The 16,136-nt window shown below is 47.3% G+C and carries 15 protein-coding genes; 10 read left to right on the top strand and 5 right to left on the bottom strand.

Annotated elements, in window-relative coordinates:
* The first annotated feature begins 119 nt into the window (after positions 1-119).
* The 5 genes from ACO0KY_RS05665 (at position 120) to ACO0KY_RS05685 (ending at position 3,375) form a co-directional block, all read left to right on the top strand.
* Positions 120-1,346 (top strand): MFS transporter, encoded by a 1,227-nt coding sequence (locus tag ACO0KY_RS05665; protein ID WP_423044794.1) that lies wholly within the window; start codon positions 120-122, stop codon positions 1,344-1,346.
* Positions 1,347-1,451: 105 nt separating this feature from the next.
* Positions 1,452-1,886 (top strand): YeeE/YedE family protein, encoded by a 435-nt coding sequence (locus tag ACO0KY_RS05670; protein ID WP_186910491.1) that lies wholly within the window; start codon positions 1,452-1,454, stop codon positions 1,884-1,886.
* A gap of 18 nt (positions 1,887-1,904) precedes the next feature.
* Positions 1,905-2,327, top strand: coding sequence for a DUF6691 family protein (locus ACO0KY_RS05675; RefSeq protein WP_423044795.1), 423 nt, complete (start codon positions 1,905-1,907; stop codon positions 2,325-2,327).
* A 50-nt stretch (positions 2,328-2,377) separates the two neighbouring features.
* Positions 2,378-2,917 carry a GNAT family N-acetyltransferase gene (locus ACO0KY_RS05680; protein ID WP_423044796.1) on the top strand — a complete coding sequence of 180 codons (540 nt, stop codon included), beginning with the start codon at positions 2,378-2,380 and terminating at the stop codon, positions 2,915-2,917.
* On the top strand, positions 2,914-3,375 hold the full coding sequence (locus ACO0KY_RS05685) for an AraC family transcriptional regulator (RefSeq protein ID WP_423044797.1): 462 nt from the start codon (positions 2,914-2,916) through the stop codon (positions 3,373-3,375). The genes ACO0KY_RS05680 and ACO0KY_RS05685 overlap by 4 nt, the downstream gene beginning before the upstream one ends.
* 24 nt (positions 3,376-3,399) lie before the next feature.
* Here the strand turns inward: ACO0KY_RS05685 and ACO0KY_RS05690 are convergent, their stop codons facing one another.
* A complete protein-coding gene (locus ACO0KY_RS05690) occupies positions 3,400-4,071 on the bottom strand; it encodes a hypothetical protein (protein ID WP_423044798.1) in 672 nt (223 codons plus the stop codon).
* A gap of 220 nt (positions 4,072-4,291) precedes the next feature.
* On the opposite strand from ACO0KY_RS05690, the gene ilvD reads away from it, so the two are divergent.
* Together ilvD and ribA are read left to right on the top strand one after the other, a co-directional pair.
* On the top strand, positions 4,292-6,169 hold the full coding sequence (gene ilvD / locus ACO0KY_RS05695) for a dihydroxy-acid dehydratase (protein ID WP_423044799.1): 1,878 nt from the start codon (positions 4,292-4,294) through the stop codon (positions 6,167-6,169).
* A 356-nt stretch (positions 6,170-6,525) separates the two neighbouring features.
* Complete coding sequence (gene ribA / locus ACO0KY_RS05700) at positions 6,526-7,158, top strand: GTP cyclohydrolase II (protein WP_186910497.1); 633 nt, start codon at positions 6,526-6,528, stop codon at positions 7,156-7,158.
* Positions 7,159-7,258: 100 nt separating this feature from the next.
* On the opposite strand, the gene ACO0KY_RS05705 is transcribed toward ribA, so the two are convergent.
* From ACO0KY_RS05705 to zwf, 4 genes are all read right to left on the bottom strand, one after another.
* On the bottom strand, positions 7,259-8,101 hold the full coding sequence (locus tag ACO0KY_RS05705) for an HDOD domain-containing protein (protein ID WP_423044800.1): 843 nt from the start codon (positions 8,099-8,101) through the stop codon (positions 7,259-7,261).
* 104 nt (positions 8,102-8,205) lie between these two features.
* On the bottom strand, positions 8,206-9,099 hold the full coding sequence (locus tag ACO0KY_RS05710) for an SIS domain-containing protein (RefSeq protein WP_422992744.1): 894 nt from the start codon (positions 9,097-9,099) through the stop codon (positions 8,206-8,208).
* Positions 9,100-9,247: 148 nt separating this feature from the next.
* Positions 9,248-9,925, bottom strand: coding sequence for a 6-phosphogluconolactonase (pgl, locus tag ACO0KY_RS05715; protein ID WP_423044801.1), 678 nt, complete (start codon positions 9,923-9,925; stop codon positions 9,248-9,250).
* 5 nt (positions 9,926-9,930) lie between these two features.
* The gene (zwf, locus tag ACO0KY_RS05720; RefSeq protein ID WP_422992740.1) at positions 9,931-11,391 is read right to left on the bottom strand and encodes a glucose-6-phosphate dehydrogenase; all 1,461 of its coding nucleotides are present in this window, start codon (positions 11,389-11,391) and stop codon (positions 9,931-9,933) included.
* Between the two features lie 339 nt (positions 11,392-11,730).
* Between zwf and edd the strand changes: the two genes are divergently transcribed.
* The 3 genes from edd (at position 11,731) to pgi (ending at position 16,023) form a co-directional block, all read left to right on the top strand.
* Entirely contained in the window at positions 11,731-13,572 is a 1,842-nt protein-coding gene (edd, locus tag ACO0KY_RS05725) for a phosphogluconate dehydratase (RefSeq protein WP_423044802.1), read from the top strand.
* Between the two features lie 16 nt (positions 13,573-13,588).
* Positions 13,589-14,230 (top strand): bifunctional 4-hydroxy-2-oxoglutarate aldolase/2-dehydro-3-deoxy-phosphogluconate aldolase, encoded by a 642-nt coding sequence (gene eda, locus ACO0KY_RS05730; protein ID WP_423044803.1) that lies wholly within the window; start codon positions 13,589-13,591, stop codon positions 14,228-14,230.
* Between the two features lie 158 nt (positions 14,231-14,388).
* Positions 14,389-16,023 carry a glucose-6-phosphate isomerase gene (gene pgi / locus ACO0KY_RS05735; protein WP_422992734.1) on the top strand — a complete coding sequence of 545 codons (1,635 nt, stop codon included), beginning with the start codon at positions 14,389-14,391 and terminating at the stop codon, positions 16,021-16,023.
* Positions 16,024-16,136: the final 113 nt, after the last annotated feature.

The following is a 16,136-nucleotide window of genomic DNA, read 5'->3' on the forward strand; positions in this document are numbered from 1 at the left end:
ATTATGGCTAGATGTCGCAATAGTGACGTGCAATTTTTCTCTACACTGCGTGCATATGTTCGAATCAGTTCTTCGTGATTGATTCGCTTCCATGGTTTCCCTTACTTTTAATGACGACTATGCAAACAGCAACGAAGCAATTATCTGCGGCGCCCGGGACGGAAGATGTTACCGGTTTCCGTGTATTGGGGGCGATCAGCTTTGCCCATTTTCTTAATGATATGATCCAGTCGCTGATTGTGGCGATTTATCCACTTTTAAAGGGGAATTTCAATCTGAATTTTGCTCAGATTGGACTGATCACTTTGACGTATCAGATCACGGCATCAATTTTGCAACCGGTGGTTGGGCTTTATACTGACAAACATCCTAAACCTTATTCACTGGCATTGGGGATGGGCTTTACTCTGGTCGGCTTGCTATTATTGTCGGTTGCGCCGAACTACGGGTTAGTGCTGCTGGCTGCCGCCTTGGTTGGTACTGGTTCATCAATTTTTCACCCCGAGTCTTCACGCGTTGCGCGCATGGCTTCCGGTGGACGTCATGGTCTGGCGCAGTCTATCTTTCAGGTGGGCGGTAATGCTGGCAGTTCTATGGGGCCGTTGTTGGCAGCGTGGATCATTATTCCACGGGGTCAAGCCAGTATTGCGTGGTTCTCAGTGGCAGCCTTGTTGGCGATAGGTATCTTGTGGCAGATCGGTAACTGGTACAAACGTAAGCGTCAGGAAGCCAAAGCCAGACCAGCCCAGGCATCCCATTCACACGTCATCTTGGCGCGCAATAAAGTGCTATTTTCTATTGCGATTTTAATGCTGCTCATTTTCTCAAAATACTTTTACATGGCAAGTTTAAGCAGTTATTTTACGTTCTACCTGATGAGTAAATTTCACTTGTCGGTACAAGACGCGCAGATCCATTTATTTGTGTTCTTATTTGCCGTGGCAACAGGCACAGTGCTTGGTGGCCCGATAGGGGACAAGGTGGGACGTAAGCTGGTAATCTGGGTTTCTATCCTCGGCGTGGCACCATTCACCTTGTTGTTGCCCTATGCGAATTTATTTTGGACTGGGGTGCTGTCGGTTGTCATTGGTTTGATATTGGCATCGGCATTTTCTGCCATTCTGGTGTTTGCGCAAGAACTGGTGCCAGGGAAAGTAGGTACGATTTCTGGTTTATTCTTTGGTTTCGCGTTCGGTATGGGGGGGATAGGCGCAGCCGCCTTGGGTAAGTTAGCGGATATGACTGACATATATTTTGTGTATCAGGTCTGTTCGTTCTTGCCTTTGTTAGGGTTGGCAGCGGCCTTTTTACCTAATCTGGAGAAACTACCGCACAAGGTAAGTTGAAGCTTGAAGAGCTCAGTCGCTAATTAAAAAGCGATGTTGTAGAATCAAAACGTGTTGTGGGATTCCACTGCACGTTTTTTTATTTTTCTCTATAGAAAGCAAAAAATGTCCATTGCATGGAACGTGTTTACCCCGTGGTCTGCTTTGATAGGCGGGGTTGTGATAGGGCTCGCCGCAGCAGCGTTGATCTTGCTGAACGGAAAAGTTGCCGGTATCAGTGGCATCTTAGCGGGCGTATTGAAACCATTTAATCGCAATGGCTACTGGCGTATCAGTTTTTTATTGGGACTGTTGATTGCACCTATCGTATATAGCTGCTTCGCACCATTGCCGATATTGCAGATAGACGCTAGTGTGGGACGTTTGTTAATAGCGGGGTTTTTAGTCGGGATTGGGACGAGGTATGGCGCTGGCTGTACTAGCGGTCATGGTGTGTGCGGGCTATCTCGCTTATCTTTACGCTCTCTCGTAGCGACCACGACGTTCATGGCCGCTGGATTTGTCACTGTGTTTGTGATCCGTCATGTATTGCATAGTTGAGAAAATTGAGAAAAGAAAATGACTTATTTCACTTCCTTATTTGCTGGACTCCTGTTTGGTTTAGGTTTGATTGTTAGCGGTATGGTTAATCCCGGTAAGGTACTAGGTTTTCTTGACCTGGCGGGAGCCTGGGATCCGTCCTTAATGCTTGTCATGCTAGGTGCTATTGCGGTTGGATTGTTTGCATTTGCGATCGCAAAAAAAAGGGTGGTAAGTTTTATTGGTGAAAAAATGGATTTGCCTACGAATACTGCAATAGACCTGCGTTTAGTTGGAGGTAGTGCATTGTTTGGTATCGGTTGGGGACTTGCAGGCTTTTGTCCCGGTCCAGCTTTGGTTGGACTTAGTATGGGGTTGCCCTCTGCTTTGATTTTTGTTGCGGCCATGATTGCTGGTATGTTGTTGTTTGAATTCATAGAAAAAGTACGTGCACCTCAATAATCAAGGCACGCACTGTCATGTCCGGAATAAAGAAGGAACAAGGAGATCGTATGAGCAGACTGGATTTTCATATTGCTGATCCAGTTGCTGACCGTGCCAGTCTTATTCAAATCAATATTGAATATATGGAATGGGTGGCAGCGAGGATGCAGGAGGTCTGTGGTGTTTCTCTCGTCGTTGTCAGCGGGCTGTCGATTCCAGATTACGTGGAAAGCGCTCTGGATAAGATTTGTTTTGAAAAAGTACCACGTAGCGTTTTTTATTTGGTTAAGCAAGACAAGATAGTTGTTGGCATGGTCGGTTTGCGTTCGCTCAGTCAGGATGTTGCTGAAATCAAGCGCTTATATATACGTGGGGCTTTTCGGGGTCAGCATTTTGGAAAACAATTGTTGAATAAAGTGGTGAGCGATGCTAAAGAGTTTGCTTATGCTAAGCTAAGACTTGATAGTGCGCCGTTCATGAAAAACGCGCAGCAACTTTACCGTTTAACAGGATTTATTGAGTGCGGCCCATATCCCGGAACTGAAGTTCCTGAAGCCTTGCACGCGCATTGGCATTTTTTGGAATTGAATTTATTGGGCAAAAAATGAATGTAGAAATCATTGACTTCCCAGAGACGTTAGTTGCCGCTATCGAACATCGCGGTTCGCCCGATCTTGAACATGAGAGCGTGCGCCGTTTGATCGCGTGGCGGATTGAGCATCGTTATCCGCCAGAACGCTATCGCACGTTTGGTGTGCATTACGACGATCCTTTTACTACAGCGCCAGATTTATATCGCGCCGATTTTTGCATTTCGGTGGAACAAGAAGTGCCACTGAATTCATATGGTGTCGTCAATAAAGTTATTCCTGGTGGGCGTTGTGCAAAGGTGCGTCATGTTGGTTCGCGAGAAAACATCGGTGCAGCACGATATTTATGTGAAACCTGGTTGCCAGCAAGTGGTGAATCACTAAGAAGTTTTCCGCTCTTTTTTCATTATGTTAATGTGGGTCTAAACGTGAGTGAATCAGAGATGGTGACGGATGTCTATCTTCCTCTACGCTGAATTTTAATGTTGGTATATTGCATCTTAGCGTGCCCAAGTTGAGTCACTCAAATGTTCGTCCATTGCTTTACCAGGCGCGCATTCTGCGGAAAAATAAGAGCCAGCGAGGCCGCCAATTGCACCGCGTCTTTGGTATTCACCGAGATAGTAGTTCAAGGCATTTTTCTTTGCGGTTTGATCTGGAACGCCCAATAATTTTGCCGCACGATAATTCCTCTGTACCGCTTCACATTCCGTTTTTGCTTCATTGTACTCGCCGCGTACATGCATGCTTTCATGCGTAAAAATATTGAGGCTAACGATTTCTTCGCGATTTGCTTTTTGCGGATGGTGCAAATAATCCATTAGGCGATTACACCATGGATATTGGAAAACGATTTTTCCGGTGTGAGGATCAGCATGACCAGCTGCAAAATAATTTTGATCTACAAAGGTGTCAAAAATAGTGTTGCAATGGACTTTTGCTGGATGGAAGTCGGCTATTTCCGTTGCTTTGATTGATAGCAAACGTTCAAAACGCCAGTATTGAAATGGTTGCCAGGCAAATGCTAAAGCTAGTGTGCCATACAGAATTAAGAACGGAATCGATATCTTGCTTGAAATCGGGTGATCATAACCAGCAGGTGTGATTAAGGTGCTTAAACATTCGCGCACCATCATCCAGCAAAAGAATAACGAGCCAGCTATCCACAGCATGTTTTTCTTAACCTTTACATATGGCTTATTTATCTATGCACTTGACTTAACTAGTAGATCGATAAATTTATTATAGATCTTGGCCGGGTGCGGATAAAAATATTAATTTATACTTTTAAAATATTAATCGCTGGCTATTTGCGTATTTGACATATGGGCATTTGCAAGGCAAAGTAAAGAAATCCTTTTTTCGTCGATCTAAGTTAGACAGGAGTCAGACATGCCCGTATATCGTTCACGCACTACCACCCACGGCCGCAATATGGCGGGGGCACGCGCTTTGTGGCGTGCCACCGGCATGAAAGATGGTGATTTTGAAAAACCAATTATTGCTGTGGTGAATTCGTTCACACAATTTGTTCCTGGCCACGTGCATTTGAAAGACCTTGGGCAAATGGTGGCGCGTGAAATCGAAGCAGCTGGTGGTGTTGCCAAAGAATTTAATACCATTGCCGTCGATGATGGGATCGCGATGGGGCATGGTGGTATGTTGTATTCCTTGCCATCACGCGAATTAATTGCTGACTCGGTCGAGTATATGGTCAATGCACATTGTGCAGATGCGATGGTGTGTATTTCCAATTGCGACAAAATCACCCCTGGCATGCTGATGGCGGCGATGCGTCTGAATATTCCCGTTGTGTTTGTTTCTGGCGGCCCGATGGAAGCTGGCAAAGTATTGGAAACACTGCATCCAAAACAAACAGGCGAACAAAAAATCATGAAAATCGACTTGGTCGACGCCATGATTAAAGCAGGTGATTCTAAGGTCAGCGACGAAGAAATCGGTAGAATTGAACGCTCTGCTTGCCCGACTTGTGGCTCTTGTTCTGGCATGTTTACTGCGAACTCAATGAATTGTCTGACTGAAGCCCTGGGTTTGTCCTTGCCCGGCAACGGCACGATTTTGGCAACGCATGCTGATCGTAAAGAGTTGTTCTTGCGTGCGGGTCGTCTGATCGTGGAATTGGCGAAGCGTCATTACGAGCAAGACGATTATTCCGTCTTACCACGATCAATCGCGAGCAAAGCAACCTTCGAAAATGCCATGGCGCTGGATGTGTCTATGGGTGGTTCGACGAATACGGTCTTGCATTTATTGGCGGCTGCGAATGAGGCCGGTGTTGATTTTACGATGGCAGATATTGACAGAATCTCACGCAAAGTACCGTGCCTTTGCAAAGTCGCGCCGATGACCGATAAATATCACATTGAAGACGTGCATCGTGCTGGTGGCATTATTTCTATTCTTGGTGAACTGGCGCGTGCCGGATTGTTGGATACATCCAGACCAACCGTACATAGCGCCACCTTGGCAGATGCTATTGCAAATAATGATATTGCTGTCACAGATGATGCTGCAATAAAAACCTTATTTATGGCGGCGCCAGGTGGCGTGCCTACCCAGACCGCATTCTCGCAAAACAAGCGTTTTGATAGTCTTGATACAGATCGCGAGGCAGGATGTATTCGCGATAAAGCCCATGCCTATTCGCAAGATGGTGGGTTGGCGGTGTTGTATGGCAATCTGGCTGAGAAAGGTTGCATTGTCAAAACAGCGGGCGTTGATGAAAGTATTTTGAAATTCACCGGCAAGGCGCGTGTATTTGAAAGTCAGGATTCTGCAGTCGAAGCGATTCTTGGCGATACCGTACATGAGGGTGATGTCGTTATTATTCGCTATGAAGGCCCAAAAGGTGGACCAGGCATGCAAGAAATGCTGTACCCAACGTCGTACATCAAATCTAAAGGTCTGGGTAAAGCGTGTGCTTTGTTCACCGACGGTCGTTTTTCTGGCGGCTCTTCTGGTTTGGTCATTGGTCATGCTTCGCCAGAGGCAGCAGAGGGTGGGGCAATCGGCTTGGTGGAAGAGGGTGATATCATCGAAATCGATATTCCTGAGCGTCGTATCCATTTAAAAATCAGCGATGCCGACTTGGCCGCACGCCGTGTCGCAATGGAAGCGCTTGGCGATGCTGCGTGGCAGCCTGTCAATCGTGAACGTTATGTTTCTCAAGCCTTGCAAGCCTATGCTGCCTTGGCGACATCTGCTGATCGAGGCGCAGTGAGGGATATTACGCAATTGAAACGGAAATAAGTACGGTTGAATAACGTACATTCATCCATCTTTAGTGCATGTGGGCGAAGTAACCTTAGGGCGGGTGTAATCCGCCAAATCAATGCAATCACTATCACAGCGCAGGTTGCCCTCACCCTGTCTGTGATGTGCATCATTTAAGCTTTTCAGACTGAATTGGATGCAATTCTCAGGCAATCCGGTAAGATTTGCGCAGGTCGTTTATACTTCTTCTTTTGGTGATATTTTTTTTGTCATCCTTACTATTTTTAATACTAACAGCGTATTGTTAGCCCGTCACTTGGAACAATTTGCCACAATTTGTCAGTGACTTGCGTTCCACAAGGCTGTTTAAAAGAAGAATTCGCGAGAACCGTATGTTAAGCAACAACCCGCCTGCAGAAAACCAAGAGCAGGTTTTGGAATTTGTCGATTCCTGTCAATTGCCTACAACCTGGGCTAATTTTCATATGCATGCTTTCTTTGAACCAGCAACCGGTAAAGAGCACATTGCCCTGACGCTGGGTGAGGTTGCTGATGGGCAGCCAGTATTGGCGCGTATCCATTCAGAGTGTTTGACTGGTGATGCCTTGTTTAGTCAGCGTTGTGATTGCGGCCCGCAGCTGGAAATGGCTTTGCAAAAAATCGCACAAGAAGGTCGTGGTGTTTTGCTGTATTTGCGCCAGGAAGGGCGCGGTATTGGTTTGCTCAATAAAGTACGTGCTTATCACTTGCAAGACGATGGTGCTGATACGGTAGAAGCGAACCAGTTATTGGGTTTTGCCGCCGATTTGCGCAACTATGGTTTGTGCGACCCTATGCTTAAACATCTGGGTATTCAATCCTTGCGTTTGATGACAAATAATCCGCGTAAGTTGGCCGCAATGGCAGGCTTAAATGTGACGGTGGCGGAACATGTTCCTTTGATTATTGAACGCAATCAATACAATAACCGTTACCTCAATACCAAAGCGAATAAGCTGGGTCACTTGATTCAGCCAGACTTATAGTCCGAACCGCTAAATTAATATAAAAAGTCAGCGCAATTTTGCTGGCTTTTTATATTTCAAAATGGGGTAACCGACTTCTGAATCTGTGTAAAGTTTGGCGTCAAATCTCTATTTTTTCTTGCAGTTCCTGAAATTCTTTACTGGCTTCCGCTAAGACCTGATCGAGTGACTCCTGAGTTAGTCCCAGACTCTCCCAGGACAATACCGTAATTTCAGGAGTGCTGTGATCGGGTTCGGCATTTCCATTGAGAACATGCGCAATGCCATTGGCGACATGGACGATGGTTGCCAAAAATCCCTGACCGGGTTTTTCGGGTTGATGATGCCCTGCAATCGCAAGGATCATTTGTTCTGAAAAATTCCACTGGCGTGCCAGTGCTTCGCCGACCGCGGCATGATCAATTCCTATCACATGTTTTTCGGCTTTATATTGTGTGCATTGATGTTCTGCCTGCCAGGCAAGTACTTGCTCGAAGTCTGCGCCATGGTATGTTGCCAGCACTAAGGTGCCGACATCATGTAAAAGACCGGCTGTAAATGCCACGTCCTGATTGAAACTCAGGCGGCGTGCCAAAATTTTGGCGATGATTGCGACAATGTTGGAATGTTTCCAAAATTCTTTGTGACTAAATCCAGCACAATTATTTTCTGGAAAGCACCCGGTTAGTGCCGAGGTGACGATGATTTGTCTTACTGTACTCAGACCGAGCAAAGAGATCGCCTGTTGTATCGTCGTGACCTTGATCATTGTCGAGTAGTACGCAGAATTGGCGTAGCGCAGTGTTTTTGCTGTCAGTGCAATATCATGTGTAACTTTTTGTGCGAGCTCATGGGTATCGACATCTTCTTTGTCGATATTGTTCAGAATTTCCATGACCACAGCAGGCAGGGTGGGCAAATCTTTGACTTCTTCGATGATTTGTTGAATAGCAATAATCGGCATGTCTCACTCCTTGATGTACATGCCTAGTATTGCCTAAAACGTCCTGTAGGTGATGGTTGTGTAGTTTTTACTACATGCTCTTGACAGCGCCGTGAGCTTATTTTTTATACTTTTGAATCCAGGCGTTTCTCGCTAATACTGATTTTGGCTCTTTCCAGCATATCGATGGCTGCCGGACCGCGTAATAAGGTGACGGCGACTGCAAGTGCATCGATGTAAGTTAAATGCGCAAGACGCGATGTCATTGGTGTATAGATGTCTGGGTCTTCTTCTACATCAACACTGATGTGAACGTCGGCGTAATCAGCCAGGGGGCCGCCGCTGGCGCAGAGCACTAAAATTTTGGCACCAGCTTGTTTTGCCAACTGTACGCTGTTGATCAGGTCGCGCGTGCGACCTGTGCGCGAAAAGGCGACTACCACGCAATCACTATTGAGCAGTGATGCCGATTGCGCTTGTAAATGCGCATCGCAAAATACCGTCGTTGGAATGCCGAAGCGGAAAAATTTGAGTTGTGCATCAATTGCCAGCGCACCAGAGTAACCGAGCCCATAGCATTCAATTCTTCGAGCGCGTGCCAGTAAGCTGACCGCGGCTTCAAAAGTTGCGGTGTTAGCGTTGTTGCGTGCCTCCATCAATGTGGCAATAGTGCGGTCGAATACCTTAGGCAAGACATCTTTTACATGGTCAGCCTGATTCACATCCAGATGCAGATAGGGAATACCTGTGGCTAAACTTTTGGCGAAAGCTAATTTAAAAGTCTTAAAGCCGTCAAAACCCAGGCTTTGTGAAAAACGCGCGACGGTCGGTTCGCTGACATCGCAAGCTTGTGCCAGAACCCGTATCGACATTTCGAGCGCATCGTGCGGCTTTTGCAGCAGAAATTCAGCTACCTGACGCTCAGCACGGCTTAAGGCAGTGCTAGCGGTGCGGATGCGTGCCAACAGCCCTTTTTCAGAAGGGGTGTTTGAGTTCTTGTCGGAAAAAGGATTTGCCATGGTGTGTGTTTGCTATCAGGACTGTTTCAACATTAAGCGGTTGGCTGCGGATTGTCGCCAGCCCTGATGCTGCTTTATACATCAATAGTTACGTCGAACTTTATGTCAATTTATTATACAAATACAGTTTGCCAATACAGCTTTTCAATTAAGGGCACCAAAAAACATCAATGTCGCAAGCTGCTTCGCGTAACAGAGCCGCAACTGGTAAATTATTTTGTGCTGCATGCTCCAACACTTGACGTTTCTCTGCACCAGTGATGACCAACCATATTCTTTGCGTATCCAGCAGTCTCGGCAGAGAGAGTGACATGCGGCTCTGACGTGTTTGTGGATGGACGGCTGCCAGGCAAGTCAAGTTGTCGTGTTGCGTAGGTGCGCCAGGAAACAGCGAGGCAATGTGACCATCAGCACCCATACCCAGCAATACCGCACTGAAAGCCTGTGGTAGCTGTGTTTGCAGTCTATCATCGATAGCAGCGGTCGCTACTTCTGGGGAGTTGCTGGCGTTTTTTAAAGATACTAACTGCCAGTTTTTTTTCTGCGCTGACTTTTGCAAGCAACGGCGGAACAAGCCTTCATTGCTTTGCTGATCGGCGTCGCTCACCCAGCGCTCATCGGTAGCTACCAATTTGATTGGATGACGTTGGCTCGTTTGCGCCAGTAAATCATCGAGGCGTTGATAAATAGGCGCCGGTGTGGAGCCTCCAGCCAGTGCAAAACTGGAGCCTTCAGGCGCTGCTTGGATGATGTCTAACCATTGCTGGCTGAGGGCATCACTGAGCGCGCTGAAGTGATCAAAAGTGTGAAAATTCATATTGGACATATTGATCAATTCTCTACGTATTCTTCGCCCCAGGCGGCACCGTGTTGCGCTAATAAATAGCTGGCAGAAGAGGGACCCCAGCTACCTGCTATGTACGATTTCAATCCTTCATGGTCATTTTGCCAGGCATTCATGATTGGATCTATCCATGCCCATGCCGCGCTCAATTCATCATCACGTACAAACAGCGTCAGATCACCGTGCATCGCATCGAGTAACAGGCGTTCATAAGATTCGACGCGGCGGGAATTCGATGCTTCTGCAAAGTCCAGATTCAGTGCGACATCAGACAGGCGTATACCTTCGCCTGGTTCTTTGGCTTTCATAAACAATTGCACGCTTTCTTCTGGTTGCAAAGAAATGACCAAGCGATTGGATCGCATAGGTCCTTGTGATTGCCCGAAAATCGAATACGGAATTGGTTTGAAATTAATCGTTATTTCTGCGCTACGGGTAGCCATGCGTTTGCCGGTGCGCAGGTAAAACGGAACGCCTGCCCAACGCCAGTTATCAATCTCGGCGCGGATCGCGACAAAAGTTTCAGTGCGACTGGCTTGTGGTACGCCAGGCTCAGCCTGATAACCTATCACTGGTTGACCATCAACCGCTCCGGCGCGGTATTGACCACGCACGGTTTTTTTGCTGACTTCATCCGGTGTAAATTTGTGTAAGGCGCGTAGTACTTTAACTTTTTCATCACGAATCGCATCTGGATTGGCGTTGACTGGTGGTTCCATCGCTACGATGGAAACCAATTGCAACAAGTGGTTTTGCACCATGTCGCGCAGAGCGCCAGTGTGGTCATAAAAGTCGCCGCGTGATTCGACGCCAACTTGTTCTGAAATTGAAATTTGTACGTCTTGTATCCACTTGCGGTTCCATAATGGTTCGAGGAACGAATTTGCAAAGCGTAGTGCTAATAAGTTTTGCACCATCTCTTTGCCGAGATAGTGATCGATACGATAAATCTGGTTTTCGTTCAGGTAATTACGTAAGGACTGATTGATTTCTTTGGCGGATTGCGCGTCTCTGCCTAACGGTTTTTCAACCACGACGCGCGCGTTGCCTTCGACCAGACCGTGTTTGGATAATTGCTCAACGACAGGAATGAAAATATCCGGACCCGTAGCCAGATAGAACAAGGTTGCATTTGTGTCGGAGGTATTGAGTGAAGACTTCAATGATTGAAAATCTTCCGGTACCCGTGCATCGATTTTTGTGTAATGTGTCAATGCCAGAAACGCCGCCAGTTTTTCAGGCGTAGAACCACTCACTTTGGACGCATATTCGCTAATGCTGTTGCCAACACGTGAGCGATATTCATCATCTTTCAGGCCTTCACGTGCCGCGCCGATAAATTTGAAATCGTCATCCAGTCGGCCATTGACAAACGCGCTGTATAAAGCCGGGATGATCTTGCGCTTAGCGAGATCGCCTGTGCCGCCAAATAAAACAAATGTGGTCATACTGACTCCGTGATGTGTTCTAAGTTGTTCTGTTTTGAATCCAGATGTTCTTGCTATCGAAAGAGCGGATGACCGCTATTTGATTACCATTATTCACACTGCAAAAGGACGTGGCAGAAACTATTTCTCATTCTCCCAGCGTTTTGATTATGCCAGAAAAACTTCAGAAATGTAGTTTCATTACGATAAATTTGATTGTTTTGCATAAAAAAACAGCTATTAAATAAATTTCTGAAAGTTTGTTACGGAAAATATCTAATTATGCTATCTTTCTACCCATCGTATAAGTATTTTTGACAAGCTTTATTATTTGAAGCCCTCAGGGGTATAGGTGAGTTTATGACAACATCTCCTTCCGTCGCGTTGCACCCGGTCATCAACCAGGTCACACAACGTATTATTGAGCGCAGCAAAACCCTTCGCAGTGCTTATCTTTCCCAGTTAGAAAAAATGCGTGGCCGTGGCCCGCGTCGTGCCAGTTTGTCTTGTGCCAATCAGGCGCATGCAAATGCGGCGATGGATAGTGGTACTAAAATTTGGCTGAATCAGGCACAAAAACCTAACATCGGCATCGTTACCGCCTACAACGACATGTTGTCTGCGCATCAACCCTACGAGTCGTATCCGCAACAAATCCGTCAGACTGCGTTGCGCTTTGGTGCAACCGCGCAGGTGGCGGGTGCGGTGCCAGCGATGTGCGATGGCGTGACGCAAGGTCGTCCTGGTATGGAATTGTCCTTGTTTTCCCGTGATGTGATCGCGCAGGCGACGGCGGTTGCTTTGACACATGATGCTTTTGACGCGACCTTGTGTTTAGGTATTTGCGACAAGATCGTGCCGGGGTTGTTGATCGGTGCTTTGGCGTTCGGACATTTGCCAACCATTTTCATCCCCGCAGGTCCGATGGGTTCTGGTTTATCGAATAAAGAAAAAGCTGCTGTGCGTGAGCGCTATGCGCAAGGGAAAGCCACCAAAGAAGAATTATTGGCGGCTGAAAGCGCGGCTTATCATAGTGCAGGTACCTGTACTTTCTACGGTACGGCAAATAGTAATCAAATGTTGCTTGAAGCCATGGGCTTACATTTGCCGGGTGCGGCTTTTGTTCATCCTTCAGATCCATTGCGTCAGGTATTGACCGACGCCGCCGTCGAGCGCGTCTTGCAAATGACCGAGCAGAGCGGCAATTACAAACCTATCGGTCAATTGGTGAATGAAAAAACTATTGTCAATGCTGTCATCGCATTGCTGGCAACTGGCGGCTCCACCAATCATACAATTCACTGGATTGCCGTTGCTCGCGCTGCTGGTATTCTCATTGACTGGCAGGATTTTGATGAATTGTCATCTGTCATTCCTTTGCTGACACGTATTTATCCAAACGGCACTGCAGACGTGAATGCATTTGAAGATGCAGGCGGGCCAACTTTTGTGATTCGCGAATTGCTGTCCGCTGGTTTGATGCATGGTGATGTGATGACCGTGTATGGCGATCATGGTCTGCATTCACATACCTCGCGTCCAGTCCTGACTGAAAATAATCAAGTCCAATGGCAAGCTTTGCCAGCGCACTCAACCGACACGTCGGTTGTACGTAATGTGACTGAGCCATTTGCCGCTACCGGTGGTCTGCGCTTATTGCAAGGCAATCTGGGGCGCGCAATCGTCAAAGCATCGGCAGTGCCTGAAGAAGCGTGGATAGTCAAAGCGCCAGCCAAGATTTTTGAATCGCAAGATGCACTGGTCAAAGCATACAAAGCCGGTGAATTGAATATGGATTTTGTTGCGGTCGTGATTTTCCAGGGGCCGCAGGCGAATGGCATGCCTGAGCTGCATCAATTCACACCTATCCTCGGAAGTTTGATGTCGGCCGGTTATAAAGTTGCCTTGGTCACAGACGGTCGCATGTCTGGTGCTTCCGGACGTATTCCGGCAGCTCTGCATGTGAGCCCGGAAGTTGCGCAAGGTGGACCGTTGGGTAAAGTACGTGATGGTGACTTGGTTGAATTGAATGTCCACACCGGCGAACTGCGTGCTTTGGTCGATGAGCAAGAATGGGATCAACGCACAGTAAGAACATTAAGCAAAGACGAAACTTTTGGTTATGGTCGCGATTTATTTGCAGCGCAACGTCGCGTAGTAACAGCGCCTGAACATGGTGCTTCGACTTTGTTTATCGATTAATTTTGGAGAGTTTATTATGGCATTCACGAAACAAGACATCATCACTCAACTGGACCAAATCCGTGTATTACCGATTTTGGTAACGGATGATGTGGATCAGGCAATTCGCTGTGTGACTACCTTGGCAGAAAATGGTTTGCCAGCGGTTGAAATCACTTTGCGGACACCAAATGCGATGACAGTGCTGCGTGAAGTAGTCAAAGCATGTCCAACTGTCACCGTTGGTGCGGGTACGATTCTGACGCAAGCACAATTAGATGCCGTGAAAGAAACTGGCGCTGCGTTTGGTATCAGCCCAGGCATCACACCAGCACTGGCGAAAGCGGCAGCAGAATCGGGCTTGCCTTATTTCCCGGGTGTTGGCGGTGCGAGTGATTTGATGTTGGCACTGGAGCATGGTTTTGATGTAGTTAAATTGTTCCCGTCCGATATCGTCGGCAGCACCAAAATGGCAAAGGCGTTGGGTGGTCCATTCCCTGATGTGCGCTTCTGCCTAACTGGCGGCGTGACCGTGGAATCAACACCTGCTCTGTTGCAGCAACCAAATGTCTTGTGTGTTGGTGGTTCCTGGATGTGTCCGGCATCGCTGATTAATGCTGGCGATTGGACTGCGATTGCGACGCTGGCAGTTGCGGCGGCACAAGCAGGTAAGAAATAAACTTATTTGTCATTTTTGTTCGTCATTTTTTATCCGACCTGGGTGGAATATTTTTAAGAGACGCCGTTAGTTAAGATTCAAAAGGGTAATCCTGGCGATGACGGCAATATTCCTCCCATTTTTGCAAAAACTAAAATTCAAAGTGTAAAAGCAAGATCATGGCTACTTCCGTTTCGCGTACTCCGATTTGGTGTTTGTTGCAGCAACGTGCAACCAATTTGCCTAATTTAAAAGAATTATTTCGCGCTGACCCGCAACGCTTTACGCATTTTTCGGCGTCAGCATGCGGGATTATGCTCGATTATTCTAAGCAGCGAATTGATACGACGGCGAAGCTGAATTTGCTGGCACTCGCGCGGCAGCAGGATGTTGAAGCGAGACGCGATGCGATGTTGCGTGGTGAAGCGATTAACCATACTGAGAATCGCGCCGTGCTACACACGGTCTTGCGTTTGCCAAAAGGTGAGTCATTTGATTTGAATGGCGTCAACATCGCGGCGGATGTCCATCAGGTGCTGGCGCAGATGCGCACCTTCAGTGATGCGGTGCGCGAAGGACGTTGGCTTGGTTATACCGGCAAAGCGATACGCACTATCGTCAATATTGGGATTGGTGGTTCTGATCTGGGGCCGCAAATGGCATGTATCGCCCTGGCACCTTGGTCGCAAAAAAACCTGTCCTTACATTTTGTCTCGAATGTCGATGGTCGTCATGTTGCAGACGCCCTCGCTAATGCTGATCCGGAAACAACCTTGTTTGTGGTTGCATCAAAAACCTTCACGACGATGGAAACGCTGACCAATGCGCGTACCGCACGTGATTGGATGCTGGCGCATGGCTGCCCTGTAGATCAAATTCGTCAACACTTCGTTGCATTGAGTACCAATGTGCAGGCCGCTTCTGAATTTGGTATCGCTCCTGAAAATGTGTTCCCGTTCTGGAATTGGGCGGGCGGGCGTTATTCCATGTGGAGTGCGATTGGTTTGTCGATTGCTTTGTACGTTGGCGCAGATCGTTTTGAAGAAATGCTGGCGGGTGCGCATGAAATGGATTTACATTTTGCGCAAGCGCCGTTAGAGCAAAATCTGCCAGTGTTAATGGCATTGATTGGTGTCTGGAATATTAATTTCCTTGGCCTGCAAGCGTTGTCGATTGCGCCATACCATCAGCGTATGACGCGCTTGCCGGCTTACTTACAGCAGCTTGAAATGGAAAGTAACGGCAAGTCGGTCACGCGTGAAGGTCATCGGGTTGATTACACAACCTCACCGATTTTGTTTGGTGAAGCGGGGACCAATGGGCAGCATGCTTACTTCCAGCTATTACATCAAGGTGCAACGATAATTCCGACTGATTTTATTGTCGTCGCTGATGATGATGCTGGTTTGCCTGGACACAATCAAGCCTTGCTGGCCAATTGCTTTGCACAATCCAAAGCCATGGCTTGGGGCAAGAGTCTGGAAGAGGTACGCGCAGAATTGGGTGATTTGCCAGAAAAAATGCTGGCACCGCGCGTATTTGAGGGCAATCGCCCAACCTCAACCGTGTTGCTCAATGAATTAACACCGCGCAGCCTTGGTGCTCTGATCGCACTGTACGAGCATAAGGTGTTCGTGCAATCCGTGATTTGGGATATCAATGCGTTTGATCAGTGGGGCGTCGAATTGGGCAAATCACTGGCTCAGCAATTGATTAGTCTTGATCCTGCCGCAGTCAAAGAAGAATATGACAGCTCAACCAAAGGCCTGCTCATGGCGGTTAAACGCAGTCAAAAGTATAAAAACGCTGCGTAGATATCCATATCATTCAAACTCATTGCAGAACTGCTTGGGGAACGTAAAGTCGCTATCTGAATGACTTTCTGTAGCTTCCTTCGCCCGGGGTGTTCTGCGATCTGTGTAGTTTG

Origin of the sequence: Undibacterium sp. Dicai25W (assembly GCF_049340505.1) — a bacterium.
Lineage (GTDB): Bacteria > Pseudomonadota > Gammaproteobacteria > Burkholderiales > Burkholderiaceae_D > Undibacterium > Undibacterium jejuense.